The 22910-nt window shown below is 72.2% G+C and carries 23 protein-coding genes; 14 read left to right on the plus strand and 9 right to left on the minus strand.

Features of this window, described 5'->3' with window-relative positions; genetic code table 11:
* Positions 1-203: 203 nt before the first annotated feature.
* Positions 204-1223, plus strand: coding sequence for a 3-deoxy-7-phosphoheptulonate synthase (locus tag ACFCXS_RS06155; protein WP_376641873.1), 1020 nt, complete (start codon positions 204-206; stop codon positions 1221-1223).
* Here ACFCXS_RS06155 and ACFCXS_RS06160 read toward each other — a convergent pair.
* Entirely contained in the window at positions 1192-1635 is a 444-nt protein-coding gene (locus ACFCXS_RS06160; protein WP_376641874.1) for a hypothetical protein, read from the minus strand. The two genes, ACFCXS_RS06155 and ACFCXS_RS06160, sit on opposite strands and share 32 nt — an antisense overlap.
* Positions 1636-1639: 4 nt before the next feature.
* Complete coding sequence (locus ACFCXS_RS06165; RefSeq protein ID WP_376641875.1) at positions 1640-2104, minus strand: SHOCT domain-containing protein; 465 nt, start codon at positions 2102-2104, stop codon at positions 1640-1642.
* A 217-nt stretch (positions 2105-2321) separates the two neighbouring features.
* On the opposite strand from ACFCXS_RS06165, the gene ACFCXS_RS06170 reads away from it, so the two are divergent.
* Positions 2322-2795: an Asp23/Gls24 family envelope stress response protein gene (locus ACFCXS_RS06170; protein WP_376641876.1), complete on the plus strand. Its 474-nt coding sequence runs from the start codon at positions 2322-2324 to the stop codon at positions 2793-2795.
* A 345-nt stretch (positions 2796-3140) separates the two neighbouring features.
* Here the strand turns inward: ACFCXS_RS06170 and ACFCXS_RS06175 are convergent, their stop codons facing one another.
* On the minus strand, positions 3141-4187 hold the full coding sequence (locus tag ACFCXS_RS06175) for a Ku protein (RefSeq protein WP_376641995.1): 1047 nt from the start codon (positions 4185-4187) through the stop codon (positions 3141-3143).
* 54 nt (positions 4188-4241) lie between these two features.
* Between ACFCXS_RS06175 and ligD the strand changes: the two genes are divergently transcribed.
* Positions 4242-5123, plus strand: coding sequence for a non-homologous end-joining DNA ligase (gene ligD / locus ACFCXS_RS06180; protein WP_376641877.1), 882 nt, complete (start codon positions 4242-4244; stop codon positions 5121-5123).
* A gap of 27 nt (positions 5124-5150) precedes the next feature.
* Here ligD and ACFCXS_RS06185 read toward each other — a convergent pair whose 3' ends face one another.
* Positions 5151-5954 carry a nuclease-related domain-containing protein gene (locus ACFCXS_RS06185; protein ID WP_376641878.1) on the minus strand — a complete coding sequence of 268 codons (804 nt, stop codon included), beginning with the start codon at positions 5952-5954 and terminating at the stop codon, positions 5151-5153.
* A gap of 119 nt (positions 5955-6073) precedes the next feature.
* Between ACFCXS_RS06185 and ACFCXS_RS06190 the strand changes: the two genes are divergently transcribed.
* The 11 genes from ACFCXS_RS06190 (at position 6074) to ACFCXS_RS06240 (ending at position 16703) form a co-directional block, all read left to right on the plus strand.
* The gene (locus ACFCXS_RS06190; protein ID WP_376641879.1) at positions 6074-6577 is read left to right on the plus strand and encodes a dual specificity protein phosphatase family protein; all 504 of its coding nucleotides are present in this window, start codon (positions 6074-6076) and stop codon (positions 6575-6577) included.
* Positions 6578-6832: 255 nt separating this feature from the next.
* On the plus strand, positions 6833-7744 hold the full coding sequence (locus ACFCXS_RS06195; protein WP_376641880.1) for a hypothetical protein: 912 nt from the start codon (positions 6833-6835) through the stop codon (positions 7742-7744).
* Complete coding sequence (locus tag ACFCXS_RS06200; protein ID WP_376641881.1) at positions 7741-8988, plus strand: ATP-binding protein; 1248 nt, start codon at positions 7741-7743, stop codon at positions 8986-8988. The genes ACFCXS_RS06195 and ACFCXS_RS06200 overlap by 4 nt, the downstream gene beginning before the upstream one ends.
* 114 nt (positions 8989-9102) lie before the next feature.
* On the plus strand, positions 9103-9609 hold the full coding sequence (locus ACFCXS_RS06205) for an SH3 domain-containing protein (protein ID WP_376641882.1): 507 nt from the start codon (positions 9103-9105) through the stop codon (positions 9607-9609).
* Between the two features lie 48 nt (positions 9610-9657).
* A complete protein-coding gene (locus ACFCXS_RS06210; protein WP_376641883.1) occupies positions 9658-11022 on the plus strand; it encodes an FtsW/RodA/SpoVE family cell cycle protein in 1365 nt (454 codons plus the stop codon).
* Complete coding sequence (locus tag ACFCXS_RS06215) at positions 11019-12479, plus strand: penicillin-binding transpeptidase domain-containing protein (RefSeq protein ID WP_376641884.1); 1461 nt, start codon at positions 11019-11021, stop codon at positions 12477-12479. The genes ACFCXS_RS06210 and ACFCXS_RS06215 overlap by 4 nt, the downstream gene beginning before the upstream one ends.
* Positions 12480-12542: 63 nt before the next feature.
* Positions 12543-13052, plus strand: coding sequence for a DUF3291 domain-containing protein (locus tag ACFCXS_RS06220; RefSeq protein ID WP_376641885.1), 510 nt, complete (start codon positions 12543-12545; stop codon positions 13050-13052).
* Between the two features lie 102 nt (positions 13053-13154).
* Positions 13155-14093 (plus strand): diiron oxygenase, encoded by a 939-nt coding sequence (locus tag ACFCXS_RS06225; RefSeq protein WP_376641886.1) that lies wholly within the window; start codon positions 13155-13157, stop codon positions 14091-14093.
* 286 nt (positions 14094-14379) lie between these two features.
* The gene (locus ACFCXS_RS06230) at positions 14380-15033 is read left to right on the plus strand and encodes a TetR/AcrR family transcriptional regulator (protein ID WP_376641887.1); all 654 of its coding nucleotides are present in this window, start codon (positions 14380-14382) and stop codon (positions 15031-15033) included.
* A 10-nt stretch (positions 15034-15043) separates the two neighbouring features.
* Positions 15044-15343, plus strand: coding sequence for a hypothetical protein (locus ACFCXS_RS06235; RefSeq protein ID WP_376641888.1), 300 nt, complete (start codon positions 15044-15046; stop codon positions 15341-15343).
* A gap of 106 nt (positions 15344-15449) precedes the next feature.
* Positions 15450-16703, plus strand: a complete 1254-nt coding sequence (locus ACFCXS_RS06240) for an NlpC/P60 family protein (RefSeq protein ID WP_376641889.1) — start codon at positions 15450-15452, stop codon at positions 16701-16703.
* Here ACFCXS_RS06240 and ACFCXS_RS06245 read toward each other — a convergent pair.
* Genes ACFCXS_RS06245 through ACFCXS_RS06265 form a run of 5 tightly spaced genes read right to left on the minus strand, consistent with a single transcriptional unit; the run spans position 16667 to position 22594 of the window.
* Positions 16667-17929, minus strand: coding sequence for a styrene monooxygenase/indole monooxygenase family protein (locus ACFCXS_RS06245; RefSeq protein ID WP_376641890.1), 1263 nt, complete (start codon positions 17927-17929; stop codon positions 16667-16669). The two genes, ACFCXS_RS06240 and ACFCXS_RS06245, sit on opposite strands and share 37 nt — an antisense overlap.
* 13 nt (positions 17930-17942) lie before the next feature.
* Positions 17943-18590, minus strand: a complete 648-nt coding sequence (locus ACFCXS_RS06250) for an ATP/GTP-binding protein (RefSeq protein WP_362245542.1) — start codon at positions 18588-18590, stop codon at positions 17943-17945.
* On the minus strand, positions 18571-18993 hold the full coding sequence (locus ACFCXS_RS06255) for a DUF742 domain-containing protein (RefSeq protein ID WP_104784842.1): 423 nt from the start codon (positions 18991-18993) through the stop codon (positions 18571-18573). Before ACFCXS_RS06255 ends, ACFCXS_RS06250 begins: the two co-directional genes overlap by 20 nt.
* A complete protein-coding gene (locus ACFCXS_RS06260) occupies positions 18990-19514 on the minus strand; it encodes a roadblock/LC7 domain-containing protein (RefSeq protein ID WP_104784845.1) in 525 nt (174 codons plus the stop codon). Before ACFCXS_RS06260 ends, ACFCXS_RS06255 begins: the two co-directional genes overlap by 4 nt.
* Entirely contained in the window at positions 19511-22594 is a 3084-nt protein-coding gene (locus tag ACFCXS_RS06265; protein ID WP_376641891.1) for a nitrate- and nitrite sensing domain-containing protein, read from the minus strand. Before ACFCXS_RS06265 ends, ACFCXS_RS06260 begins: the two co-directional genes overlap by 4 nt.
* Positions 22595-22910: the final 316 nt, after the last annotated feature.

Genomic DNA, 22910 nt, shown 5'->3' on the forward strand with positions numbered 1-22910 from the left:
ACGCACTGACAGGCCACTGACGTCCCGCCGCCCGGGCCCCGCGGTCGGGCACGGCACGTGCAACCTGCGGTTTCGCACCGGGGCGCGACCCGTCGAAGGCGCTCACATGGCAGTTTTCGCCGCTGCTTAAGGACGTGTTCGCTGCCCGGCCGGGCCGCTTATCGTCCGGTCACAGCCTGGTGGTCAGGGAGGAAGACACAACGATGACTGCTCTCGACGACATCGTCAGGGGCGTGCGCGACGACATGGCGTCACGCCGCGTGCTGATACCCGAGGCGGACCTGCGGGCGCGGGCCCTGGCCCGGGGCGCGGGGCGGGACTGCGTGCCGCTGCTGCGCGGCGGCCCGCGGGTGCGGGTCATCGCGGAGGTGAAACGCGCCAGTCCTTCGCGGGGCCGGCTCGCCGACATCCGTGATCCGGCGGCTCTCGCCGCCGAGTACGCGGCGGGAGGCGCGGCCGCGGTCAGCGTCCTGACCGAAGGGCGCCGCTTCGCCGGGTCCCTGGCGGACCTGGAGGCGGTCCGCGCCCGTGTGGACGTCCCTGTGCTGCGCAAGGAGGGTCTCCTCCTTGACTACGAAACGGCACTGACCCGTCGCGGGCCGGACGACGGGCGCCTCTACGCCACCAGCGGGCACCTGCTCTGGATCGGCGAGCGCACCCGGGACCTGGACGGAGCCCATGTGGAGTACTTCTCCCGTATCGCCAACCCCGTCGCGGTCAAGCTCGGCCCCCGTGCGACTCCCGACGAGGTCCTCGGACTCATCGACCGCCTCGACCCCCGGCGCGAGCCGGGCCGGCTCACGTTCGTGGTCCGGGCCGGCGCCGAGCGCATCCGTGACGTGCTGCCGACCCTGGTCGAGAAGGTGACGGCCGAAGGCGCGCCGGTGTGCTGGGTCAGTGACCCGATGCACGGCAACACCGTGGTCGCGCCCAGCGGTCACAAGACCCGCCGCTTCGAGTCCGTGGTCGACGAGGTCCGTGGCTTCGTGGAGGTGCACCGGTCCCTTGGCACCCACCCCGGCGGCGTGCACGTCGAACTCACCGGGGACGACGTCACCGAATGCCTGGGGGGCGGCAACGCCGTCCTGGAGGAAAATCTGCATCGCCGCTACGAGACGGCCTGCGATCCCCGTCTGAACCACACCCAGTCCCTCGAACTGGCCTTCCTGCTCGCGGAGATGTACCGGCCCTTCACGCACCCGCTGAACGATCCGGCGGCGTGAACGGGTCGTCCTTCTTCATCACGCACAGCGCCCAGACGATGAACCCCGAGACCGCGATCATCACGATCGACCAGACCGGGTAGTACGGCAGGGAGAGGAAGTTGGCGATGATGACCAGGGCGGCGATGCAGACACCGGCCACGCGGGCCCAGGTCGCCGCCACGAACAGCCCGAAGCTGACGACGAACGCGAGCACGCCCAGGGCCAGGTGGATCCAGCCCCAGGCGGTCAGGTCGAACGCGAAAATGTAGGTCCGGGTCGTGACGAAGACGTCGTCGTCGGCGATCTCCGCGATGCCGCGCATGATGTCGATGACGCCGGCGAGTACGAGCATGACGGCCGCGAACACGGTCACGCCGGTGGCCCATTCCCTCAGGGACGTGCCGGAGCTTCCCGAGTGCGCGGCGGCCATGCCGCTACCTCGGGACCGAGTGGCCCGAGCCGCCGGGTGAGGGGTGGCCACCCGCCAGGACCAGTTCCTTCGCCCTGCGGAACTCCTCGTCCGTGATGTCGCCGCGGGCGCGGATCTCGGACAGCCTGGCGAGCTCGTCGACGCTGCCGGACCGGTTGTCGCCACCCTTCGCGGTCTCCCGCACGTAGCTCTCGAACGCCTCCTGCTGGGCGCGCGCCTGGGCGACTTCGCGGCGGCCCATGTTCTTGCCGCGGGCGATCACGTAGATGAACACCCCGAGGAACGGCAGGACGCAGACGAACACCAGCCAGCCCGCCTTGGCCCAGCCGCCCATGGAGTCGTCGCGGAAGATGTCGACGACGATCCGGAAGAGCAGCACGAACCACATGATCCACAGGAAGACCCAGAACACGGTCCAGAAGGCGCTCAGCAGTGGAAAGTCGTAGGCCAGGTACGTCTGCGCGGTCATGTCCGTCCTCCATCCCGGGTGCGGTCGGCACGGGCAGGCCCCGGCCGGTGACGCATGCCGTTGTCAGCGTGCCCACGGCAAGACGGGGCGGGCTTCACCCGGGAAGGGTGAGGTTCAGAGCAGCCTGATTGCCCACTTTCGCCCCATGCGCACCATTGTTCTACGGTAGAGAAGAACGACGCTGCTCACCCCCTCACCGATCATCGAGGTGACGGTCATGACGGAGACCACTCAGCGCAGAACCACAGCGGGCAGGCAGGACGGGGCGCCATCGCAGGGCGGTAAGGGTGCTCCCGGCACCCGCGGCAGCACCGCCATCGCGGACACGGTCGTCGCGAAGATCGCGGGCATGGCGGCCCGGGAGATCCCCGAGGTGCACAACCTCGGCGGAGGCATGACCAGGGCCTTCGGGGCCGTACGTCAGCGGGTGCCGGGCGGGGGCAGCGGAGTCACCCAGGGGGTGAAGGTCGAGGTGGGCGAGCGCCAGGCCGCCGTCGATCTCGACGTGGTCGTCGAATACGGCGCCGCCATCGCCGACACCGCCGCGGACGTACGGACCAACGTCGTCAACGCGGTGGAGCGGATGACCGGCCTCGAGGTCGTGGAGGTCAACATCGCCGTCGACGACGTCCATCTGCCGGACGAGGAAGAGGACGAGTCCGAACAGCCGACGGGCAGGCGCGTGGCCTGACCGGCAGGATCCTCCTCGGTGGATCTCGTCCCAGCGGGCAGGTGCGTGGCGTGCCTTGGCCCGACCCGCCGGGGGCGCCTCGCTGGGATCTCGGGCGGGTCGGCGTGCGGTCCGGCCCGCCGGGGGCGCCTCGCTGGGATCTCGGGCGGGTCGGCGTGCGGTCCGGCCCGCCGGTGGGCGTGGGCGGTCCGGCGGGAAGGGCGCACGCCGGGCCGTGCCCGACCGTTCGCCGCAGTGGGTTTCCGGGACCGCCCCCGGGCCGCACGGCACGCGGGCGTGCTCGCCGTGGCCCTGGTGGACGGCACGGTCGCCGAGGCAGAGCCCGCTGGTCTCGGCCTCGGCGCGTCAGGCCGTGCGCTTGCGGGACGCCGTCTTCTTCGCCGTCGTCTTCTTCGCGGTGCTCTTCGACGCCGTCTTCTTCGCCGTCCCCTGGCCCCGGCCCTGCCCCTGGCCGGACTTGGCCGTCGACTTCTGCGCCGCCGTGGTCTTCTTGGCCGCCGTCTTCTTCGCGGTGGACGTCGACTTCTTGCCGCCGGTCTGCTTGGGGGCCGCCCGGGCCGTCTTGCGCTGCGGGAGCGACTTCACCTCGGCGTGCCCGGCCTCCTCGCCGCGGGACTCGCGGGCCGCGCGGACACTGCTCTCCAGGGCCGCCATGAGATCCAGGACCTTGCCGCCCGTAGCCGGTTCCGGGGCCTGGGGCGGGGCTTCGCCGGCGGCCTTCGCGGCGATGACCTCTTCGACGGCTTCCCGGTACTCGTCGTGCAGGTCCTCCAGGTCGACCTCGCCCAGGGTGTCCATCAGCGCGTCCGCCAGGTCCAGTTCCTGGTCACGGACGGTGACGTGGGAGTCGGGGGCCAGGCCCTCCGGGGCGCGGACCTCGTCCGGCCACAGCAGGCCGTGCATGGCGATGGCCTCGCCGACGACCCGGAGCATGCCCAGCCGCTCCCGGCCCCGCAGGGCGAACTTTGCGATGGCCACCTTGTTGCTGCGCTTCAGCGCCTCGCGCAGCAGGGTGTACGGCTTCGCCGCCGGGGCTCCGCCGGCCTGGAGGTAGTAGGCGGCGTCCATCTGGAGCGGGTCGATCCGGTCGGCCGGGACGAAGGCGACGATCTCGATCGTCTTGGCCGTCGGGATGGGCAGGCTCGACAGGTCCTCCTCGGTGATCGGGATGATCGTGCCGTCCGCGTCCTCGTAGCCCTTGCCGATCTCCCCCTGGGTGACCTCGCGGTCCTCCAGTTCGCAGAATTTGCGGTACCGGATGCGGCCGCCGTCCTCCGTATGGATCTGGCGGAAGGAGATCGAGTGGCTCTCGGTGGCGTTCACCAGCTTGATCGGGATGCTGACCAGGCCGAACGAGATGGCGCCGTTCCAGATGGATCTCACGTGCAGCACCCTTCCGGTCACGCTGGGGAGTGTTCGTCGTAGTTTGCGTGGGATTCTTATCGTATGGCGCCTATCACGCGGGTGGAGGGGCGACGGCTCGCTCTCAGCAATCTGGAGAAGGTGCTGTATCCCGCCACCGGCTTCACCAAGGGCGAGGTGCTGCACTACTACGCGACCGTCGCCGAGGTCCTGCTGCCCCATCTGCGGGACCGGGCGGTGTCCTTCCTGCGCTATCCGGACGGGCCGGACGGGCAGGTGTTCTTCACGAAGAACGTGCCGCCGGGTACGCCCGAGTGGGTCACCACCGCCGAGGTGCCACGGGTCGAGGGGCCCTCACGGATGGTGCTGGTGCAGGATCTGCCGAGCCTGATGTGGTCGGCGAACCTCGTGACCGAGTTCCACACCCACCAGTGGCTCGTCGGCACGCCCGACGAGGCGGACCGGATCGTGTTCGACCTCGACCCGGGGGCGCCGGCGACCATCGTCCAGTGCTGCGAGGTCGCGCTGTGGCTGCGGGAACGGCTCGCGCAGGACGGCTTCGAGGCCTACGCCAAGACTTCGGGCTCCAAGGGGCTGCATCTGCTCGCCGCCGTGCGCGGCGCGTCCTCCGAGCGCGTGTCCGAGTACGCCAAGGCACTCGCCGTCGAGGCCGAGAAGGCCATGCCGCGGCTGGCGCTGCACCGGATGACCAGGAGCCTGCGCCCCGGGAAGGTCTTCGTCGACTGGAGCCAGAACGCCGCCCGCAAGACCACGGCCGCCCCCTACACCCTCCGGGCGCGCCCGGAACCGACCGTCTCGGCGCCGGTGACCTGGGAGGAGATCGAGGAGTGCCGCACACCGGGCCGGCTGGACCTCCACGCGGTGGACATCGCCCCGCGGATCCAGGACTACGGCGACCTGCTGGCTCCTCTGCTGGACGCGGACGAGGCGGGAACCCTGCCGTAGCGGAACAGCGGAGCCGACTCCCGGCCCCTACAACCGCGTCCACGTGTTCCGGTCGCGGGCCGTCGCGTGCAGGGCCTCCACGTCCGCCGGTTTCAGGACACCGCCCCGTCGCGTCAGGCCTTCCACCTCCGCCGCCGTCAGGACCTGGACCTCGCGGGGGGCTACCGGGACCGACAGCGCCGCAGGGTCCACCAGGACGAGCACCGGGCGGACCTCCGCCGTCAGGGCGTAGGAGGCTCGGTCGGCGTCGGCACGGACGCGGTGGAGGAGGGGGTGGGGCTCGCGGCGGCCCAGCGTGATCATGGGGTCGGCGATCCGGACGCGCTGCCTGCGCGCGTGCAGGGCGTGGACGGCGTACAGGCCGCCGGGGCCGATCAGCAGGTGGTGGATGCGGTCGCCGCCGGGGAGCGTCACGGAGTGCAGGGTGTGCCAGCCCGCGCCGTCGAGACGGTCCAGGGCGTCGCCGACCGTCTGCTCGGCCGCCAGGGCCCTGCGGCGCGGGTCGGGGCGCAGCCGGTGCGTGGGGCCGGGGTCGCGGTCGAGGGCGACGAGGAGGGCTTCGCCCGGGCGGTTGGGGGCCAGGTCGTCGTCGGGGTGAAGGATGAGACGGGCCAGCTCGGCGGGGGTGGGCACCGGTGGCGGCCCCACCGTCACGGGGCCGGTGATGTAGGGCCCGAGGGCTCTGAGGACCTCGTCCTCGCGGTCCTCGCCGAGCAGGTTCACCCGGCCGGCCTCACGGTCGTACCAGGCGATGTTCCTGCCGTCCGGGTGGCAGACGTAGAGCCGCTCCCGGCCGTGCCGCCAGGTCGGTATGACGCGCAGTCCGTTCATGCACCATCACCCCGTTCCATGGGAACAGGCGGGGTGCTGCGGGGGCAAGAACCCGGCTACCTTGGGAAGGAGTTGAGCCGGCCCGCGGTCCCTCGGGCGGTCATGGTGGGGAGGCGCCGTTGCGTACCCGCAGTAAACCCGACGTGCCCGCTCCGGAGAGTCCGTGGAGCGAGGTCGTCCCCGGGCTCTGGATGGGCGGTCACGAGTACACGGGGACCTTGGGGCATCTGGAGTTCGCCGTCGTACGGGACGAGTTCGATCTCGTGCAGACGCTGCTGCGGCTGCCGGGTCACGGGCCCGATCCGGGCATCCGGCACCACGTGTGGCCCATACCCGACGGGCCACTGGACGGGACGCAGCTCGCCGGGGTGATCCGGCTTGCCGAGGCGGCCTGCGAGGCGATGGACGACGGCCGCAGGGTTCTGGTCCGCTGCTTCCACGGCTACAACCGCTCCGGTCTCGTCGTCGCGCACGCCCTGATGCGCCAGGGCAGGTCCGCCGAGGCGGCGATCCGGCTGATCCGGGCCCGCCGCTCGCCCTGGGCGCTGCACAACGACCTGTTCGTCGAGTACCTGCGGGCCGGGCTGGCCACGGCCCGGCTGCTGGAGGAACTCAACGATTAGCGCGACGCCCTACCGCTGCATGTACACGGCACCCTCGCGCGCAAATGGGACTTCCCTGCGAATAAGGTGTACGCGGTCGGCGGTCGCGCCTGCCGTCCGGCCACTGCCCCCGTCCCTCCACCGCCCGCACCCCCTGCCTGCCCCCTGTCTGTTCCCCGTCACTCCACCGCCCGCCCCCCTGCCTGCCCCCTGCCTGTCCCCCGTCCGTCCACCGTGTGCTCGCCGTGTGCTCACCCATGAACCGCCAGGAGTGCAGTGCCCCTCAGCCGCCCCGGGCAGGCCGCCCGCCGCCTCGCCGTCGTCGCCCTGCTGCTGGCCACCGCCGTGGGCTGCGGGGACGCCGGCGAGCTGGAGGGCGCGGGATCCACCCCCACCGCACAGGGGCCGGCCCGCCTCTGGCCGGAGCTGACCCCGGCGTCCAGCCCGGCCTTCGAGATCGGCGAGGTGAACACCGAGGTGGTCAAAGGGGTGAAGGTGCCCGGCGACGACATCCGCCGGGTGGATCCGGTCGGGATCGTCCGGGCCGAGATCGCCGCGAACCCGGGCGACTACGACGGCGGCAAGGCGCCCTACCGCGACACGAAGCGCGCGATGGCCGACTGCGCCAAGGGCCCGGGGCACGGAAAGTGCCCGGTGCTCCGGCCGTACTACCGGGATCTGACCGGAGACGGGCGCGACGACCTGACGCTCGGTTTCCCGCTGCAGCCCGGCAGGACGACCGCGGTCCGCGTCTACACCGTCGAGAAGCACCGGCTGGTGCAGGTGATGGCGTGGGAGGACGCGCTCAGCGGTGTGGAGCTGGCCGGGCGTTCCCTCGTGATCCGCTCGCCGTCGGAGGTCGCGGGCTACGAGTACCGGCTGCAGTGGACCTGGGACCGGGACCAGGAGGCCATGCTCCTCACCCACGACGAGATGCTGCGCACCGTTGCGCACCAGCGCTCCCGGCATCCGTCGGACTCCGGCAGGGTCGCGCCGCCGGACACCCGCACGGGCTCTCCCTCGGCGTCCCGCTCCGGCTCTCCGTCGGCCTCGCCGGCCGCCGCCCCTCCCCTCTCGGCGTCCCGCTCCGGCTCTCCGTCGGCCTCGCCGGCCGCCGCCCCTCCCCTCTCGGCGTCCGCTCCTCCGTCGGCCTCGCCGTCCGTCTCCCCCTCGGCGAGCGGCGGATGAGACTCGCACTCCCCCCGTGGTCAGGGACGCTCGCCGCGAAGGCCGCCGCCTTCATCACGGTGATGTGCTGCGCGCTCGCGGCCCTGCTCGGCGTCCTGGTGCACGTGCAGGTGACGAACCAGACCGTCGGTCAGGCCCGTGACCAGGCCCTGCAGCGGCTGGCCCAGGCTACGCAGCGCTACGAGGCCGGAGACACCCTGCGACGGGGCGCCGGGGTGGATCCGCCGGAGCTGCCCGGTGAGCTGCGGGAGCTGGCTGTGGCCGGGGACCGCGGCACGATGGTCGCCGACAGTGAGGGACGCCCCACGATGTGGGCGGCGGGTCCCGTCGACGGCGAACGGGCGCTGGCCGTGGCGGTCGACTACTCGCAGCAGGCCCGCACGATCGAGGGCCTGGACCGGGCGATCGTGTGGTCGTCGGGCCTGGCCATCGGGGCGACGCTGCTGGTCGGGGCGTTCGCGGTGACGCGGGTGACGCGACGGCTGCACACCACGGCCCGGGTGGCGCGGCGGATCAGCGCGGGCGACCTGGACGCGCGCGTGAACGACCCCCGCACGGGCCCGCGCACCCCGGCCGGTGCGCAGGACGAGGTGGCCGCGGTCGCCGCCGCGCTGGACTCCATGGCGGCGTCGCTGCAGGGGAAGCTGCTGGCCGAACAGCGGTTCACGGCGGACGTCGCGCACGAGCTGCGCACGCCACTGACCGGGCTGCACGCGGCCGCGGAGCTGCTGCCGCCGGGCCGTCCGACGGAGCTGGTGCGCGACCGGGTGGCGGCACTGCGCACCCTCACGGAAGACCTGCTGGAGATCTCCCGGCTGGACACCGGCCGGGAGCGGGTGGAACTGGACACCGAGCAGTTGGGGCCGCTCGCCGAGCGGGCGGTGCGGGCGGCGGGCGACGGCACGGAGGTCAGGGTCGTACGGGACGTGTCCGTGGAAACGGACCGGCGGCGGCTGGAGCGGGTGCTGGGCAATCTCGTGGCGAACGCGCACAAGCACGGGCGGGGGCCGGTGGTGCTGACCGTGGACGGGCCGGTGGTGACCGTTCGCGACCACGGGGACGGGTTTCCGGAGTACCTGGTCGCGCACGGACCGCAGCGGTTCCGCACGGAGGGCGGTACGCGGGGGCACGGTCTGGGACTGACCATCGCGCGGGGACAGGCCGAGGTACTGGGGGCGCGGCTGGAGTTCGCGAACGCGCCGGAGGGCGGGGCGGTGGCCACCCTGAGGCTCGCGGCGGAGTGAACACCCGGTTCGCGCCCTCCTATGGCCCAGCGTGAGGGGCGGCGCCCCAGGGGCGCTCCTAATGTGTCGATTAGTCAGCTTCGGCACCTTCGCCCCCACATGGAGGTATCCCCCATGTCCCTGCGCACCCGCCTCTCCATAGCCGTAGTCGCCGGGCTCCTCGCCGCCGCGGCCGCCGTCACGCCCGCCGCCGCGGACGGCGACTGGGACCCGAGTGGCGGCAACGGAAACAGCCAGCAGGACCCGGGCGGCAACGGCAACCGGCCGAACGGCGGCAACCAGCAGGACCCGGGCGGCGGCAACGGCAACCGCCCGAGCGGCGGTAACGGCAGTAACCAGCACGACCCCAGCGGCGGCAACGGCGGCCACCACGGCCGCGATGACCAGCGCCTGTACGAGGGCGTCGTCACGGCGGGCACGCTGGCGCTGCGCAGCGCCCCGAACCGTGGTTCGCAGATCATCCGGTTCGCCCATCGGGGCGACATCGTCAAGATCTTCTGCAAGGTCGGCGGCCAGACCGTGCAGGGCAACCCGCTCTGGTACCTGCTGACGGACGGCACCTGGGCCTGGGGCGCGGCCCGGTACATCGACAACATCGGCCCCGCGCCACGCTGGTGCTGACACTCGGTCACCCGGCGCACGAGATGCACCATTGGGTAGATTCCGGACATGAGTAAGGCCGGAATCACCGTGGCGACGGCGGACCCGCCCGCACCCGCCGTCCGCCGCCTCCCCCGGCGCCGGGGCATCGAACTCGCCCTCATCGTGCTGGCCGTCCTGCTGTCGGTGTACGGCTACTGCGCCGTCGGCCTCGCCCGGCACGGAACGCTGCCGCCCGGTGCCGCCGGCTACGGCGCCGGCCTCGGCGTACTGGCGCTGCTGGCCCATCTGACGGTACGTCTGCGAGCCCCGTACGCCGACCCCCTGCTCCTCCCGATCGGGGTGCTGCTGAACGGGCTGGGCCTGGTGCTGATCTACCGGCTCGACCTGGAGACCCCCGGCGACCGGGCGGCACCGGCCCAGCTGGTGTGGTCGACGCTGGGCGTGGCGCTGTTCATCCTGGTCGGTCTGCTGCTGCGCGACCACCGGGTGCTCCAGCGCTACACGTACGTCTGCGTGGTCGCGGCCCTGATCCTGCTCACGCTGCCGATCCTGTTCCCGGCGGTGAACGGGGCCCGCATCTGGATCCGGATCGCCGGGTTCTCCATCCAGCCGGGCGAGTTCGCGAAGGTGCTGCTGTCGGTGTTCTTCGCCGCGTACCTGGCGGCGAACCGCAGCGCGCTGGCCTACACCGGCCGGCGCGTCTGGAAGCTCCAGCTCCCCACGGGCCGCGTGCTCGGTCCGATCGTCGCCGTCTGGCTGGTCAGCGTCGGGGTGCTGATCCTGGAACGCGACCTCGGCACCTCGCTGCTGTTCTTCGGCCTGTTCGTGGTGCTCCTCTACGTCGCCACCGGCCGCACCGGCTGGATCGCGGTCGGCCTGCTGCTGGCGGCGCTGGGCGCGGTCGCCGTGGGCCGGCTGGAACCGCACGTGCACAGCAGGATCGAGACCTGGCTGCACCCCTTCGCCTCCATCGAGGCCGGCGAGGGTGCCAATCAGCTCGCCCAGTCGCTGTTCGCCTTCGCGGAGGGCGGCATGCTCGGCACGGGCCTCGGACTCGGCCACTCCTTCCTGATCGGCTTCGCCGTGAAGTCGGACTTCATCCTGGCCACCGCGGGCGAGGAACTCGGCCTGGCCGGCATCGCCGCCGTCTTCCTCCTCTACGGCCTGCTGGTGGAGCGCGGCTTCCGCGCGGGTCTCGCGCAGCGCGAGCCCTTCGGCCGGCTGCTCGCGGTCGGCCTCGCCTCACTGGTGGCACTCCAGGTGTTCGTGATCGCGGGCGGGGTGACCGGGCTGATCCCGCTGACCGGCATGGCGATGCCGTTCCTGGCGCAGGGCGGCTCGTCGGTGGTCACCAACTGGGCGATCGTGGCGCTGCTGGTGCGGGTGAGCGACTCGGCCCGGCGCGGTCGCGACCAGCAGGACGCCCCGTGACCCGGCACATCCGGCACGCCCAGTACTTCTGCGCGCTGCTGCTGGCGGCCCTGCTGGTGAACGCCGCCCGCGTCCAGGTCGTCCAGGCACCGTCGTACGACCGCAACCCGGCCAACCGGCGTCCCGACATCGCCCGCTACGAGCAGCCCCGCGGGGACATCTGGGTCGGCGGGCGCCCCGTCACCGGTTCCCGGGACACCCGCGAGAACCTCCGCTACGAACGGACCTACACGGACGGCCCGATGTACGCCCCGGTCACCGGATTCGCCTCCCAGCTGTACGGGACGACGCTGCTGGAGAGCAGCGAGGACGGCGTGCTGTCCGGCGCGGATCCGATGCTCGCGCCGTTCCCGCTGTGGAACGACTTCACGCGGGCGCGCAACGCGGGCGGGGACGTCGTCACGACGCTCCACCCGGCCGCCCAGGAGGCCGCTTACCGGGGGCTCTCGGGCCACAAGGGCGCGGTGGCGGCGCTGGAGCCGTCGACCGGCCGGATCCTGGCCCTGGTGTCCGCCCCGTCCTACGACCCCCAGCCGCTCTCCGGAAACGGCTCGGCGGCGGCCCGGGCCTGGCGGCGGCTCACCGCGGACAAGGACAAGCCGATGCTCAACCGGGCGGTGCGGCAGACCTATCCGCCGGGCTCGACGTTCAAGGTCGTCACCGCGGCCGCCGCGCTGGACACCGGTGTCGTCACGGACCTCCAAGCGCCGACCGACTCCCCCGACCCCTACCGGCTGCCCGGAACGCGCACGCGCCTGACGAACGCGTCGAAGGGCTGCGCGGACGCCTCCGTCCGGGAGGCCTTCACCTTCTCCTGCAACACGGTGTTCGCCAAGCTCGGCGTGGAGGTGGGCGCGGCGGACATGACGGCCTCGGCGCAGGCCTTCGGCTTCAACAACGGGGAGCTGAGGATCCCCTTCCCGGTGGCCCGGTCCACGTTCGACACCAACCTCGACAGCGCCCAGCTCGCCCTGTCGTCGATCGGCCAGTACAACACCCGCGCCACACCGCTGCAGATGGCGATGGTCGCGGCGGCCGTGGCGAACGGCGGCCAGGTACGGGATCCCTACCTGGTGGAGCGCACGACCCGGCCGAGTGGCAGCACCCTCGCGGCGGCCGGTTCGCGGGCGATCCGCCAGGCGATGTACCCGTCCACCGCCGCCCGGTTGCGGGCGATGATGCGGGACGTGGTCGAGAGCGGCGGCGGACGCAAGGCCGCCATCCGCGGCGCCCAGGTCGGCGGCAAGACCGGCACCGCCCAGCACGGCCTCGGCAACTCCGGCGTCCCCTACGCCTGGTTCATCTCCTGGGCCCAGGGCGAGGGCGACCTGGTGCCGAGGGTGGCGGTCGCGGTCGTCGTGGAGGACGCGGCGGCGAAGCGCGGGGACATCAGCGGGGGCGGCGACGCGGCGCCGATCGCGCGGGCGGTGATGGAGGCGACACTCAAGTCGCCCTGATGGCTGCCCGGTTGATGAGACGGGGCTACCGGGGCCGGAAAAAGTGGACCTAGCGTTCGGCCCATGACCGAACCCATCGCGTACGAACTCGCCCAGGTCAACCTCGGCCGCCTCAAGGCCCCTCTGGACTCGCCGCAGTTGAAGGACTTCGTGGACAGCCTCGACCCGGTGAACGCGGACGCGGACGATGCCGACGGTTTCGTCTGGCGCCTTCAGGGCGAGGCCGGCGACGACGCCACGGACGTGCCCGTCTTCGGTGACTCCTGGCTGATCGTCAACATGTCGGTGTGGCGCGACACCGACGCGCTGACGGCGTACATGTACCAGGGCAGGCACCGGGAGATGCTCACACGTCGCCGCGAGTGGTTCGAGCGCGTGCAGGAGGCCATGGTCGCCCTCTGGTGGGTCCCGTCGGGCCACCGCCCCACAGTCTCCGAGGCGGAGTCGCGCGTGCTGCACCTGCGCACGCACGGCCCGACGCCCTACGCCTTCACGCTGCGGACGCAGTTCCCGCCGCAGGGAGCCGAGCCGCTGACCGGCGAGGTGCCGGAGGGGCTGGGCTGCGCGCTCTAGGTAGACATCGGGTCAACAAGTGGCGCGCAGGGGATTGACGAGCTTGCTGACAAGCAGTCTCATAAGTGCATCCGTGACGTGTGCACAACGAGGTGGGCAGCCATGACGACCCTGACGGAAGCCGACGCGCTCGACGGCCTGCGCGACGCCCTCGGCCTGCTGAAGGACCGGGAGCAGGTGGCCCAGCGGCTGCTCGACTCCTCCGCCAAGCACTCCTTCGACCCCGACGAGGAACTGGACTGGGACGCGCCCTTCGAGGAGGGCAAGTGGTTCTGGCCGCCGGAGCTGGTCTCGCTCTACGACACCCCGCTCTGGAAGCGCATGGGCGAGGAGCAGCGCATCCTCCTCTCCCAGCACGAGGCGGCGGCCCTGGCCTCCCTCGGCATATGGTTCGAGATCATCCTGATGCAGCTGCTCGTCCGGCACATCTACGACAAGGCGGCGACGAGCGCACACGTGCGCTACGCACTCACGGAGATCGAGGACGAGTGCCGCCACTCCAAGATGTTCGCCCGCCTGATCTCCCACGGCGACACGCCCTGGTACCCGGTCGGCCGCGCCCACCAGCAGCTGGGCCGCCTGTTCAAGACCATCTCCACCACCCCCGGTTCCTTCACCGCCACCCTCCTCGGGGAGGAGGTCCTCGACTGGATGCAGCGTCTGACGTTCCCCGACGAGCGCGTCCAGACCCTGGTCCGCGGTGTCACCCGCATCCACGTCGTGGAGGAGGCCCGCCACGTGCGCTACGCCCGCGAGGAACTCCGCCGCCAGATGGTGACGGCCCCCAAGTGGTCCCAGGAGTTCACCCGCATCACCTCCGGCGAGTTCGCCCGTGTCTTCTCGGTGGCCTTCGTGAACCCCGACGTCTACACCAATGTGGGCCTCGACAAGCGGGAGGCCCTCGCCCAGGTCCGCGCGAGCGGCCACCGCCGCGAGGTCATGCAGAACGGCTCCAGGCGCCTGACCGACTTCCTCGACGACATCGGCGTACTCCGAGGCGTCGGACGCCGCCTGTGGAAGTCGTCGGGGCTGCTGGCGTAGCAGACGCGACAACGGCCCGGCCACGCCGCACCCGCACCCGCACCCGCGGACGGCGAGAAGGGGCCGTGTCGGGGGGTGTCCGCCCGCAGCGGTTGGCGCGTCAACGCCAGTCAGTCGGTATGAAGCCCCATCGCGACGTTCCGAGGACGGAGACCCCCCGACGCGGCCCCGACCCACCACCCCGCGCAAGGCGAAAACCGCGCACCCCACCCGCGCAGGCATGACCACCCGCACCCGCGTGACCACAGCTACGCAGCCCCCCGGCCCCCCGATTACGCTGCGGTACATGACACCAGCCGCCCCCACCCCCGCCTACCGGCGACTCAGCGTCGAGGAACGGCGTAGTCAGCTGCTCGAATCCGCGCTGAACCTCTTCGCCCACCGCGCTCCCGAGGAGGTGTCCCTCGACGACGTGGCGGAGGCGGCCGGGGTCTCGCGGCCGCTGGTGTACCGCTACTTCCCGGGCGGCAAGCAACAGCTCTACGAGGCCGCCCTGCGCTCCGCCGCCGACGAGCTCCAGCACTGCTTCGACGAACCCCGCGAGGGCCCGCTCCTGCCCCGCCTGTCCCGCGCCCTCGACCGCTACCTCGCCTTCGTCGACCAGCACGACACCGGCTTCAGCGCCCTCCTCCAGGGCGGCAGCGTCGTGGAGACGTCCCGCACCACCGCCATCGTCGACGGTGTACGCCGTGTCGCCGCCGAGCACATCGTCAGCCACCTGGGCGTCACCGGCCCCGGCCCCGGCCTGCGCATGACGATCCGCATGTGGATCACGGCCGTGGAGGCGACCTCGCTCATCTGGCTCGACGAGGACAAGCAGCCCCCCGCCGGGGAACTCCGCGACTGGCTCGTCGAGCAGTTCGTGGCGATGCTGTCGGTGACAGCCCGCCGCGACCCGCAGACCGACGCCCTGGTCCGGGCGCTCGAGGACAATCCCTGACACTGATCCCGTGAGAAGCGAAGACACCCCCTTCGAGGGCGGCCCCATGGACGGCAGGGTCCTGCCCGTCCTCCTGGGCATCACCGGCCACCCGCCCAAGACGTACCGCATCCCCGTGCCGGACCCCGACGGCGGACCGGACACCGTGCTCGTCTACCGCCGTGTGCCCCGGGGACCGGGCAGGGTCGGCCTGTCCAACCGCTGGAAGTACGCCTATGCCCCCGAGGGCGTCCCGCCGCGCCGTCTCAACTGGCCCTGGTCGAAGCCAGCCGCCACGCCGCCCGGCAAGCCGGACGACGCCGACGGGTGACCCCGTTGCGCCGAACCGCGCACACCCACCGCGCGCGGCGCAGGCACCCGCCTGATCCTCACGGTGTCCGGCGGCACCACGCCGCCCCCGCAACGGAGGTGATGGCATGTCAGGAAAGCTGCTGCGTCTGGTCTGCATCGCGGCGACGGCGGCCGGAACCGCCCTGGCACCCGTCCTGGCACCCGCCCAGGCCGCGGCCGTCCCCGATCCGGACAAGGAACAGCCCGAGGTCGTGCATCTCCTGACGGATCTTCAGGGTCTGTACCGAAAGGCCGAGGAGGCCACCGAGGCCTACAACGCCACCGAGGAGAAGCTGAAGAAGCAGCGCGCCGAGACCGGCCGCCTGGACCGTGCCCTCGCTCGCGCCCGGCTCTCCCTGCACGACAGCCGGGGCGCGGCCGGCCGGCTGGCCCGGCAGCAGTACCAGAGCAGCACCGGCCTCTCCCCCTACGTCCGCCTGCTCCTGGCCCGCGATCCGCAGCACGCGCTCGAACAGGGCCATGTGATCGGCCGGCTCGCGCAGGAACGGGCCGGCACCATCACCCGGCTGACCGGCGACGAGCACAAGGCCCGGGAACTGGCCCGCAAGGCCCGCAGCGCCCTCGACCGGCAGCTCACCCTCACCGAGCGGCGCGGGAAGGAACGGGACGAGGTCCGCACCCGCCTCCGCGATGTCGAGGAACTGCTCGCCTCCCTCAGCCGTGAACAGCTCACCGAACTCGCCGAGTCGGAACGGAAGGCCACCGCGAAGGCGCAGTCGGAGTTCCTCGCGTCGGGCGCGCTCGGCAGCGAGGACGGCCCGGGCGGCACGGAGGACGGTGGCAAGGACGACAGTGGCGAGAACGGCAAGAACGGAGACCGCCCGGGGAGCGGTAACACCGTCCGTGCCCCGTCCGCAGAGGGCCGCCGGGCCGTGCGCTACGTCGTGCGGCAGCTCGGCAAGCCGTACGAGTGGGGAGCGGAGGGCCCGCGCACGTACGACTGCTCGGGGCTGACCTCGCAGGCGTGGGCCGAGGCCGGGACGCCCGTCCCCCGGACCAGCCAGGAGCAGTGGAAGCAGCTGGAGCGGATCCCGCTGGACGAACTGCGCCCCGGCGACCTGGTCGTGTACTTCCCGAAGGCCACGCACGTGGCCCTGTACCTCGGCGACGGCATGGTCGTCCACGCACCCCGGCCGGGCGCGAAGGTGAAGGCGTCACCGATCGCGGCCAACCCGGTCCTGGGCGCCGTACGGCCGGACCCGGGCGGGGAGCCCCTGCGGCGCTACGAGCCGCCGGAGCTCCCCGAGGGTGCCACGGACGGGTCGGACGAGGGCTACGACGGTTACGCGGCGCCCGCGCCGGACACCTCGGCGAGGTAGGCCTGCGTCTTGTCCGGGTCGTAGAAGAAGTTCTCGAAGTCGGCCGGGTTGTCGAAGCCGTTGGCGAAGCGGTCGGCGACGGGCTGGAGCTCACCGGCGGCGCCGATGAGGTTCAGGATGTGCTCCGGCGGCGGCGCGAGCATCGCGTTGGTCCACTTGGTGACGTGCTGGGCCGTGTTCCAGTAGCGGTCGAAGGTCGCCCGCATCCACTCCTCGTCGAACGGCTTGTCGCCGTGCTCGACGATCGAGGACAGGTAGGCGGCGGCGCACTTGGACGCCGAGTTGGAGCCCTGTCCGGTGATGGGGTCGTTGGCCACGACGACGTCCGCCACGCCGAGCACGAGTCCGCCGCCGGGGAGACGGCCGATCGGGTTGCGGACGGTGGGGGCGTAGCGGCCGGCCAGTGTGCCGCCGGCGTCGGTCAGTTCGACCTTGGTGGCGCGCGCGTACTCCCAGGGGACGTACCGCTCCATGAGTTCCAGGGTCAGGGAGAGGTGCTCCGCGGGGTCCTTCACGCCGTTGAAGGCGTCGAGCGGGCCGCCGGGTATGCCCTCCCAGAACAGGATGTCGGCACGGCCGGAGGTGGTCAGGGTCGGCATGACGAACAGCTCGCCGACGCCCGGCACGAGGTTGCAGCGGACCGCCTCGGTGCCCGGGTGCTCGGGGCGCGGGCCCAGGCCGTGGACGTACGACACGGCCAGTGCGCGCTGCGGCTCGCTGTAGGGGGAGCGCTCGGCGTCGCGGCCGAACATCTGCACCAGCTCGCCCTTGCCGGCGGCGACGAGCACCAGGTCGTAGGTGCGGGAGAAGTAGTCGAGGTCGCCGACGGCCGCGCCGTGGATGACGAGCTGGCCGCCGCGCTGGGCGAACGTCTCCATCCAGCCGGCCATCTTCACGCGCTGGTCGACGGACTGGGCGTAGCCGTCGAGCCGGCCCAGCCAGTCGATGGCACGGGCGGCGGGGCCCTCGGCCCAGGATCCGGGGGCGGCGACCGAGACGCCGAGTCCTTCGATCTTCGGGGCCTGGGACTCCCAGAAGTTCAGCTGGAGATCGCGCTCGTGCTGCAGGGCCGTGTGGAACATGCACTGCGTGGACATGACCCGGCCGGTGCGGATCTCGTCCGCCGTCCGGTTGGACATCAGGGTGACCTCGTACCCCTGTGACTGGAGGCCGAGGGCGATCTGGAGCCCGGACTGACCGGCTCCGACGACGAGTATCTTCCGCATGCGGGGCTTTCCTCTACTCGGGGGTTTCGTCGAGCGCGTGGCCCACGAGGGCCAGGAGGGTCTCGATCACGGAGATCCGGCGACGCGCGTCCATGATCATGACAGGTATGTGTCGCGGGATGGTCAGGGCCTCCCGCACGTCCTCCGGCTCGAACAGCTCACTGCCGTCGAAGTGGTTGACCGCGACCACGTACGGGAGCCCGGAGCTCTCGAAGTAGTCCAGGACCGGGAAGCAGTCCTTGAGGCGCCGGGTGTCGGCCAGGACGACCGCGCCGATCGCGCCGCGCACGATGTCGTCCCACATGAACCAGAACCGCTGCTGGCCCGGCGTGCCGAACAGGTAGAGCACCAGGTCGTCGTCGAGTGTGATGCGCCCGAAGTCCATGGCCACCGTGGTGGTGGACTTGCCCGGCGTGGCGGTGAGGTCGTCGGTCGCCTCGCTCGCCTCGGTCATCAGCGCCTCGGTCTGCAGGGGCGTGATCTCCGAGACGGCGGTGACCAGCGTGGTCTTGCCCACGCCGAAGCCGCCCGCCACCACGATCTTCGTGGCGATGGGGGCACGGGTGCGGTCCGTCTCCCAGGCGTGCATGCTCTCGCCGGGCTCGAGAGACGGGGATGAACCAGTGACGCCGTGAGCGGCGTCAGAGACGACGGAGTCCACTCAGCACCCTTTCCAGCAGAGCCCGGTCCGGGCGGCCCGTGCCATGGCCGGTGCCCGTTCCGTACACACGGATCTTTCCCTGGTCCGCGAGGTCGCTCAGGAGCACGCGGACCACGCCGAGCGGCATCTTCAGCAGCGCGGCGATCTCGGCCACCGTACGCATCCGGCGGCACAGTTCGACGATGGCCCTCAGCTCCGGCATGACCCGGGTGGAGAGGTGGCCGTTCGTCAGTTCCCTGCGCTCCTCCGGGGCGTCGAGCGCGGCCGTGCTCGCCACGAACGTCTCGACGAGGAGGACGTGGCCGAAGCGGGTGCGGCCGCCGGTGAGCGAGTAGGGGCGGACCCGGGCGGGTTTGCGGTCACCGCCGCGGACCGGGAGGTGCTGCTTGGGCGTACTGCTCATCGGGCGCTCCCCGTCGTCTGGGAATCCTCCAGGGACTTCCGGAGCTCGCTGCGGAGTTCCGGGGTCAGGACGTGACCGGCGCGGCCGACGAACAGGGCCATGTGGTACGCCACCACGCTCATGTCGCAGTCCGCGGAGCCGTGGACGCCGAGCAGCGAGCCGTCGCTGATCGACATCACGAACAGGCTGCCCTCGTCCATCGCGATCATCGTGTGCCTCACGCCGCCGAAGTCCATCAGCCGGGCGGCGCCGATGGTGAGGCTGCCGATGCCGGAGACGATGGTGGCCAGGTCGGCGGCGGAGCCGCGTGGGCCGGTGCGCTTGGTGCCGCGGGCCTGCAGGGCGTCCCGCGCCTCCTTGTTGCGGTGGTCGTCGGAGGAGAGCAGAAGCAGTCCGTCGGACGAGACGACCGCGACCGAGAGGATGCCGGGCACCTCCTCGACGAGGTTGGTCAGCAGCCAGTGCAGGTTGCGGGCCTCACTGCTCAGTCCGATCAGTCCGAAGGTACTGGGAGCGGTCAACTGCTTGCCTCCTCGACTGTGCCCCCCGTGGATTCTTCGGATCCAGCTGGTCGTGCTGCGCCGGTGGCCGGCCGCTGGTGCGAGGCCGTCCTCTCGGCGATCTCCGCCTCCACGTCGCGGTACCCCGCCTGGGCGCCCTGACGGAACCCGCCGAGGCGGCGACGCAGGGCATCGGCGTCGACGGAGCCGCTGCGCTGGCGCGGGGCGGTGGTCTGTGCGGTGATCTTCGGAGTGCGTTTGGGGAGGCCCTTGTCGGTGACGCGGTCCTCCTCCTCGTCGGACGCGCGCTCGTGCTCGGGGCTCTCGTCCCGGTCCTCGGCGCTCGTGTGGGCCGCATATTCGAGGGCTCGCTCCACGCCGCCCGGGTGGGCTCCGTCTTCGCGGGCCCGCTCCACGCCGTCTGTGTGGGCCCCGCCTTCGGGCGCGGGCTGCCCGAACGGGCCGGTCTCGCCCGTGCGGGAAGGAACGTCGGGGGCGGGCCGCTCGTGCGGGTCGGTCCCGGCGCCGTCGACCGCGGGTGCGTACCCCGTCGGGTCCGGCTCCCCCGCCTGCACCGGGATCAGCAGCTCCATCGTGGTCTCCGCGGGGGATTCCACGGGTGCGGCCGTCTCGTCCGGGTCGGCGTCCGCCTCCGACTCGGCGTGTGCCGTCGGCTCACCGGGTGCAGGCGGCTCGGCGGACGCCGGCGGGGCCGCCGTCTCCGGCGATCGCGGCGTCTCCGGCGATCGCGGCGTCTCCGGCGATCGCGGCGTCTCCGGCGCCTGGGGCGCCTCTGCCGGTTCCGGCCCCCCGGCCGGTTCCGGGTGGTGGGCGGGCGTCGTGGTGTCCGCGGCTTCGTCCTGGCGTACCGCCTTCTCCGCCAGGGCGACCAGCGGGTCGTCGTCGGAGGCGCGTCCGTGCAGGACGTTGGAGTTGGCCTCGGCGGCGGCGCCCGGGAAGGAGTAGGAGTGGGCCGTGCCGGTGAGCGGGCCGGAGGTCGCTACGGCCACGGGCGGGGCGGCGGCGAGGAGTGTGCGCGGCAGGACGACGACCGCCGCGACACCGCCCTGCTTCTGCTCGCGCAACTGGACGCGCACACCGTGGCGGTGGGCGAGCCGGGCCACGACGTACAGGCCGAGGCCGAGACCGTCCTCGCCCTCCTGGTCGTAGGGTGCCTCGGGGTCGAAGTCGGTGAGGCGGGCGTTGAGCCGCTCCAGCCGCTCCTCGGTCATGCCGATGCCCTCGTCCTGGACGGACAGCATGACCTCGCCGTTCTCCAGCAGCCAGCCGGAGATCTCGACGGGCAGGTCGGGCGGCGAGAACGAGGTGGCGTTCTCCATGAGTTCGGCCAGCAGATGGGACAGGTCGTCCGCGGCGAACCCGGCGATGTGCGCGTGCGGCGGCAGCGCGGCGATCCGGACCCGCTCGTAGCGCTCGATCTCGCTCACCGCGGCCCGGACGACGTCCACCAGCGGCACGGGCCCGGCGGCGTGCTGGACGTGCTCGGTGCCGGCCAGGACCAGCAGGTTCTCGCTGTGCCGGCGCATGACCGTGGCGAAGTGGTCGAGCTTGAACAGCGTGGCGAGCCGGTCCGGGTCCTGCTCGCGCTCCTCCAGGTTCTCGATGACGGCGAGTTGCCGCTCGACCAGGCCGAGGGTGCGCAGGGCGAGGTTGACGAACGTCCCGCCGATGGCCGTGCGCAGCCGGTCCAGCTGGGCCGCGGACTCGGCGAGTTCGCCGCGCAGTTCCTCACGCGCGTCGGCCATCTTCTGGCGCTGCCCGACGAGGTGCTTGCGGTCGGACTCCAGCGTGGTGATCCGCTCGGTGAGGGCGGCCGCGTGCGCGTGCAGGGCGTTGACGGAGCGGACGGCCTGGGCGAACTCGTCGTTGCGGCCGGTGAACTTCACCGGCTCCTCGGTCGCCGGGTCGTCGGCCTCGGCGAGGCGCTTCGAGCCCAGGCGCAGGACCGCGAGCGGGCGGGTGAGGCTGCGGGCCATGCCCGTGGCGACGCCGACGGCGAGCAGCATGAGGGCGCCGAGGACGGCGATGCGGATCTCCAGCGCGGTGACGTCGTCGTCGCGCAGCGCCTCGAGGTCCTTGGTACGGCGGTCGTAGAGGGCCGACTCCACGCCGCGCATGAGGTCGACGCGGGCGGACAGGGCCGCGTCCAGCTTCTTGGTGCTGGTGGCGAGGTCGGTGCGGGAGAGCGTCGGCTGATCGGTCAGGGTGGCGAGGTACTTGTCGGCGGAGTTGACCTCGGTGCCGGTGACCGTGGAGTCGAAGGAGGCGCGGGCCGGCTTGGGCGCGGTGCCGCGGAAGTCGGCCAGCGCCGCGTCGGAGCGCAGCCGGGCCTGCTGGGCGGCGGCGCTGAGGGCGTCACGCTGCCGGGTGTCGGCGTCGGAGGAGGTGGAGGTCCCGGTCGGCAGGCCGGTGACGGGGTCGATGGCCGCGCTCGTGCTGCGCGGCACGCTGAGCGCGGCGAGCAGCAGTCCGCGGGCGGCGGCGGCCTGCTGGACGGCGGAGTCCAGCTCGGCCAGCGCGTAGCCGCCGGCACCGGCGCGCGGCGGGGTCCGCTGCGCCAGCTGCTCGGCCAGGTCGTGGAGTTCGGTGATGGCGCGGGAGTACGCCTGGTGCGCTTCGAGGGCGCTGCTCTTGCCGGTGAGCGCCGCCCTGCGCACGGCCGCTATGCCGTCGAGGTCCGAGCGGAGCGAGGGGGGCGTGTCGGTGTCGGAGCGCAGCTCCTCGACCTGCCGGTCCACCCGGGCGCTGCGCTGCTCGGAGGGCGCCTTGGACTTGGGGCGCCCGGCCGCGATGTAGGAGGTGACGTCGTCCCGTTCGTCGGCGAGGGAGTGCGCGAGGGCGAGCGCGTCCTGCGTCTGCCCCGCGAGGGTCACCAGTTCCTGGGAGTCGTGGAGCTGCTCGGAGGCGGCCAGGACCGACGGGCTGCCGGCGCCCGCGATGGCCGCGGCGACCACGGCAACGGCCACGATCAGCCGGTTGCGTACGTGCGTGGGGCGTCCCGTGCCGGTGGGGGGCGTCGGCTCAGCGCCCTGAACGGGGGCCTTCTGCTTGCCTGTGCGACGAGGCCGCGTCTTCTGCACCGGTGCTCGCATTCCTGACTCGTGAACCCTTGGGCCCGGATGACGCTCCGTCAACTGGTGCGTACTCCCGGTACACTTCCCGACCCTCCCAGCGCCGGTGGGCAGCGCACGCGCATCACCTGACCCGCCACCCGAAGGAGTGAACCCCGGAGGAGAGTTGAGGGGCAAGTTCCGCAGGCCTTTGCAGCGACCTTGCGCGGCACGCCGGTTGGACGACGGCGACGGCCGGTGGCAGTATTCGCCACCGCGCCTTCCCGGAACAAATCATTCCATCCCAAACCCGGCGTCCGACCTGCGCGACTGCGCCGATCCGGCA

Origin of the sequence: Streptomyces sp. NPDC056373, assembly GCF_042262425.1 — a bacterium.
In the GTDB taxonomy this organism is placed as follows: Bacteria; Actinomycetota; Actinomycetes; order Streptomycetales; family Streptomycetaceae; genus Streptomyces.

Coding starts and splice junctions, on each gene's coding strand:
- ACFCXS_RS06200 (WP_376641881.1), top strand. CDS start 7,741: ATGAGACTCGCACTCCCCCCGTGGTCAGGGACGCTCGCCGCGAAGGCC.
- ACFCXS_RS06155 (WP_376641873.1), top strand. CDS start 204: ATGACTGCTCTCGACGACATCGTCAGGGGCGTGCGCGACGACATGGCG.
- ACFCXS_RS06230 (WP_376641887.1), top strand. CDS start 14,380: ATGACACCAGCCGCCCCCACCCCCGCCTACCGGCGACTCAGCGTCGAG.
- ACFCXS_RS06245 (WP_376641890.1), bottom strand. CDS start 17,929: ATGCGGAAGATACTCGTCGTCGGAGCCGGTCAGTCCGGGCTCCAGATC.
- ACFCXS_RS06160 (WP_376641874.1), bottom strand. CDS start 1,635: ATGGCCGCCGCGCACTCGGGAAGCTCCGGCACGTCCCTGAGGGAATGG.
- ACFCXS_RS06255 (WP_104784842.1), bottom strand. CDS start 18,993: ATGAGCAGTACGCCCAAGCAGCACCTCCCGGTCCGCGGCGGTGACCGC.
- ACFCXS_RS06165 (WP_376641875.1), bottom strand. CDS start 2,104: ATGACCGCGCAGACGTACCTGGCCTACGACTTTCCACTGCTGAGCGCC.
- ACFCXS_RS06170 (WP_376641876.1), top strand. CDS start 2,322: ATGACGGAGACCACTCAGCGCAGAACCACAGCGGGCAGGCAGGACGGG.
- ACFCXS_RS06185 (WP_376641878.1), bottom strand. CDS start 5,954: ATGAACGGACTGCGCGTCATACCGACCTGGCGGCACGGCCGGGAGCGG.
- ACFCXS_RS06225 (WP_376641886.1), top strand. CDS start 13,155: ATGACGACCCTGACGGAAGCCGACGCGCTCGACGGCCTGCGCGACGCC.
- ACFCXS_RS06240 (WP_376641889.1), top strand. CDS start 15,450: ATGTCAGGAAAGCTGCTGCGTCTGGTCTGCATCGCGGCGACGGCGGCC.
- ACFCXS_RS06205 (WP_376641882.1), top strand. CDS start 9,103: ATGTCCCTGCGCACCCGCCTCTCCATAGCCGTAGTCGCCGGGCTCCTC.
- ACFCXS_RS06220 (WP_376641885.1), top strand. CDS start 12,543: ATGACCGAACCCATCGCGTACGAACTCGCCCAGGTCAACCTCGGCCGC.
- ACFCXS_RS06210 (WP_376641883.1), top strand. CDS start 9,658: ATGAGTAAGGCCGGAATCACCGTGGCGACGGCGGACCCGCCCGCACCC.
- ligD (WP_376641877.1), top strand. CDS start 4,242: ATGGCGCCTATCACGCGGGTGGAGGGGCGACGGCTCGCTCTCAGCAAT.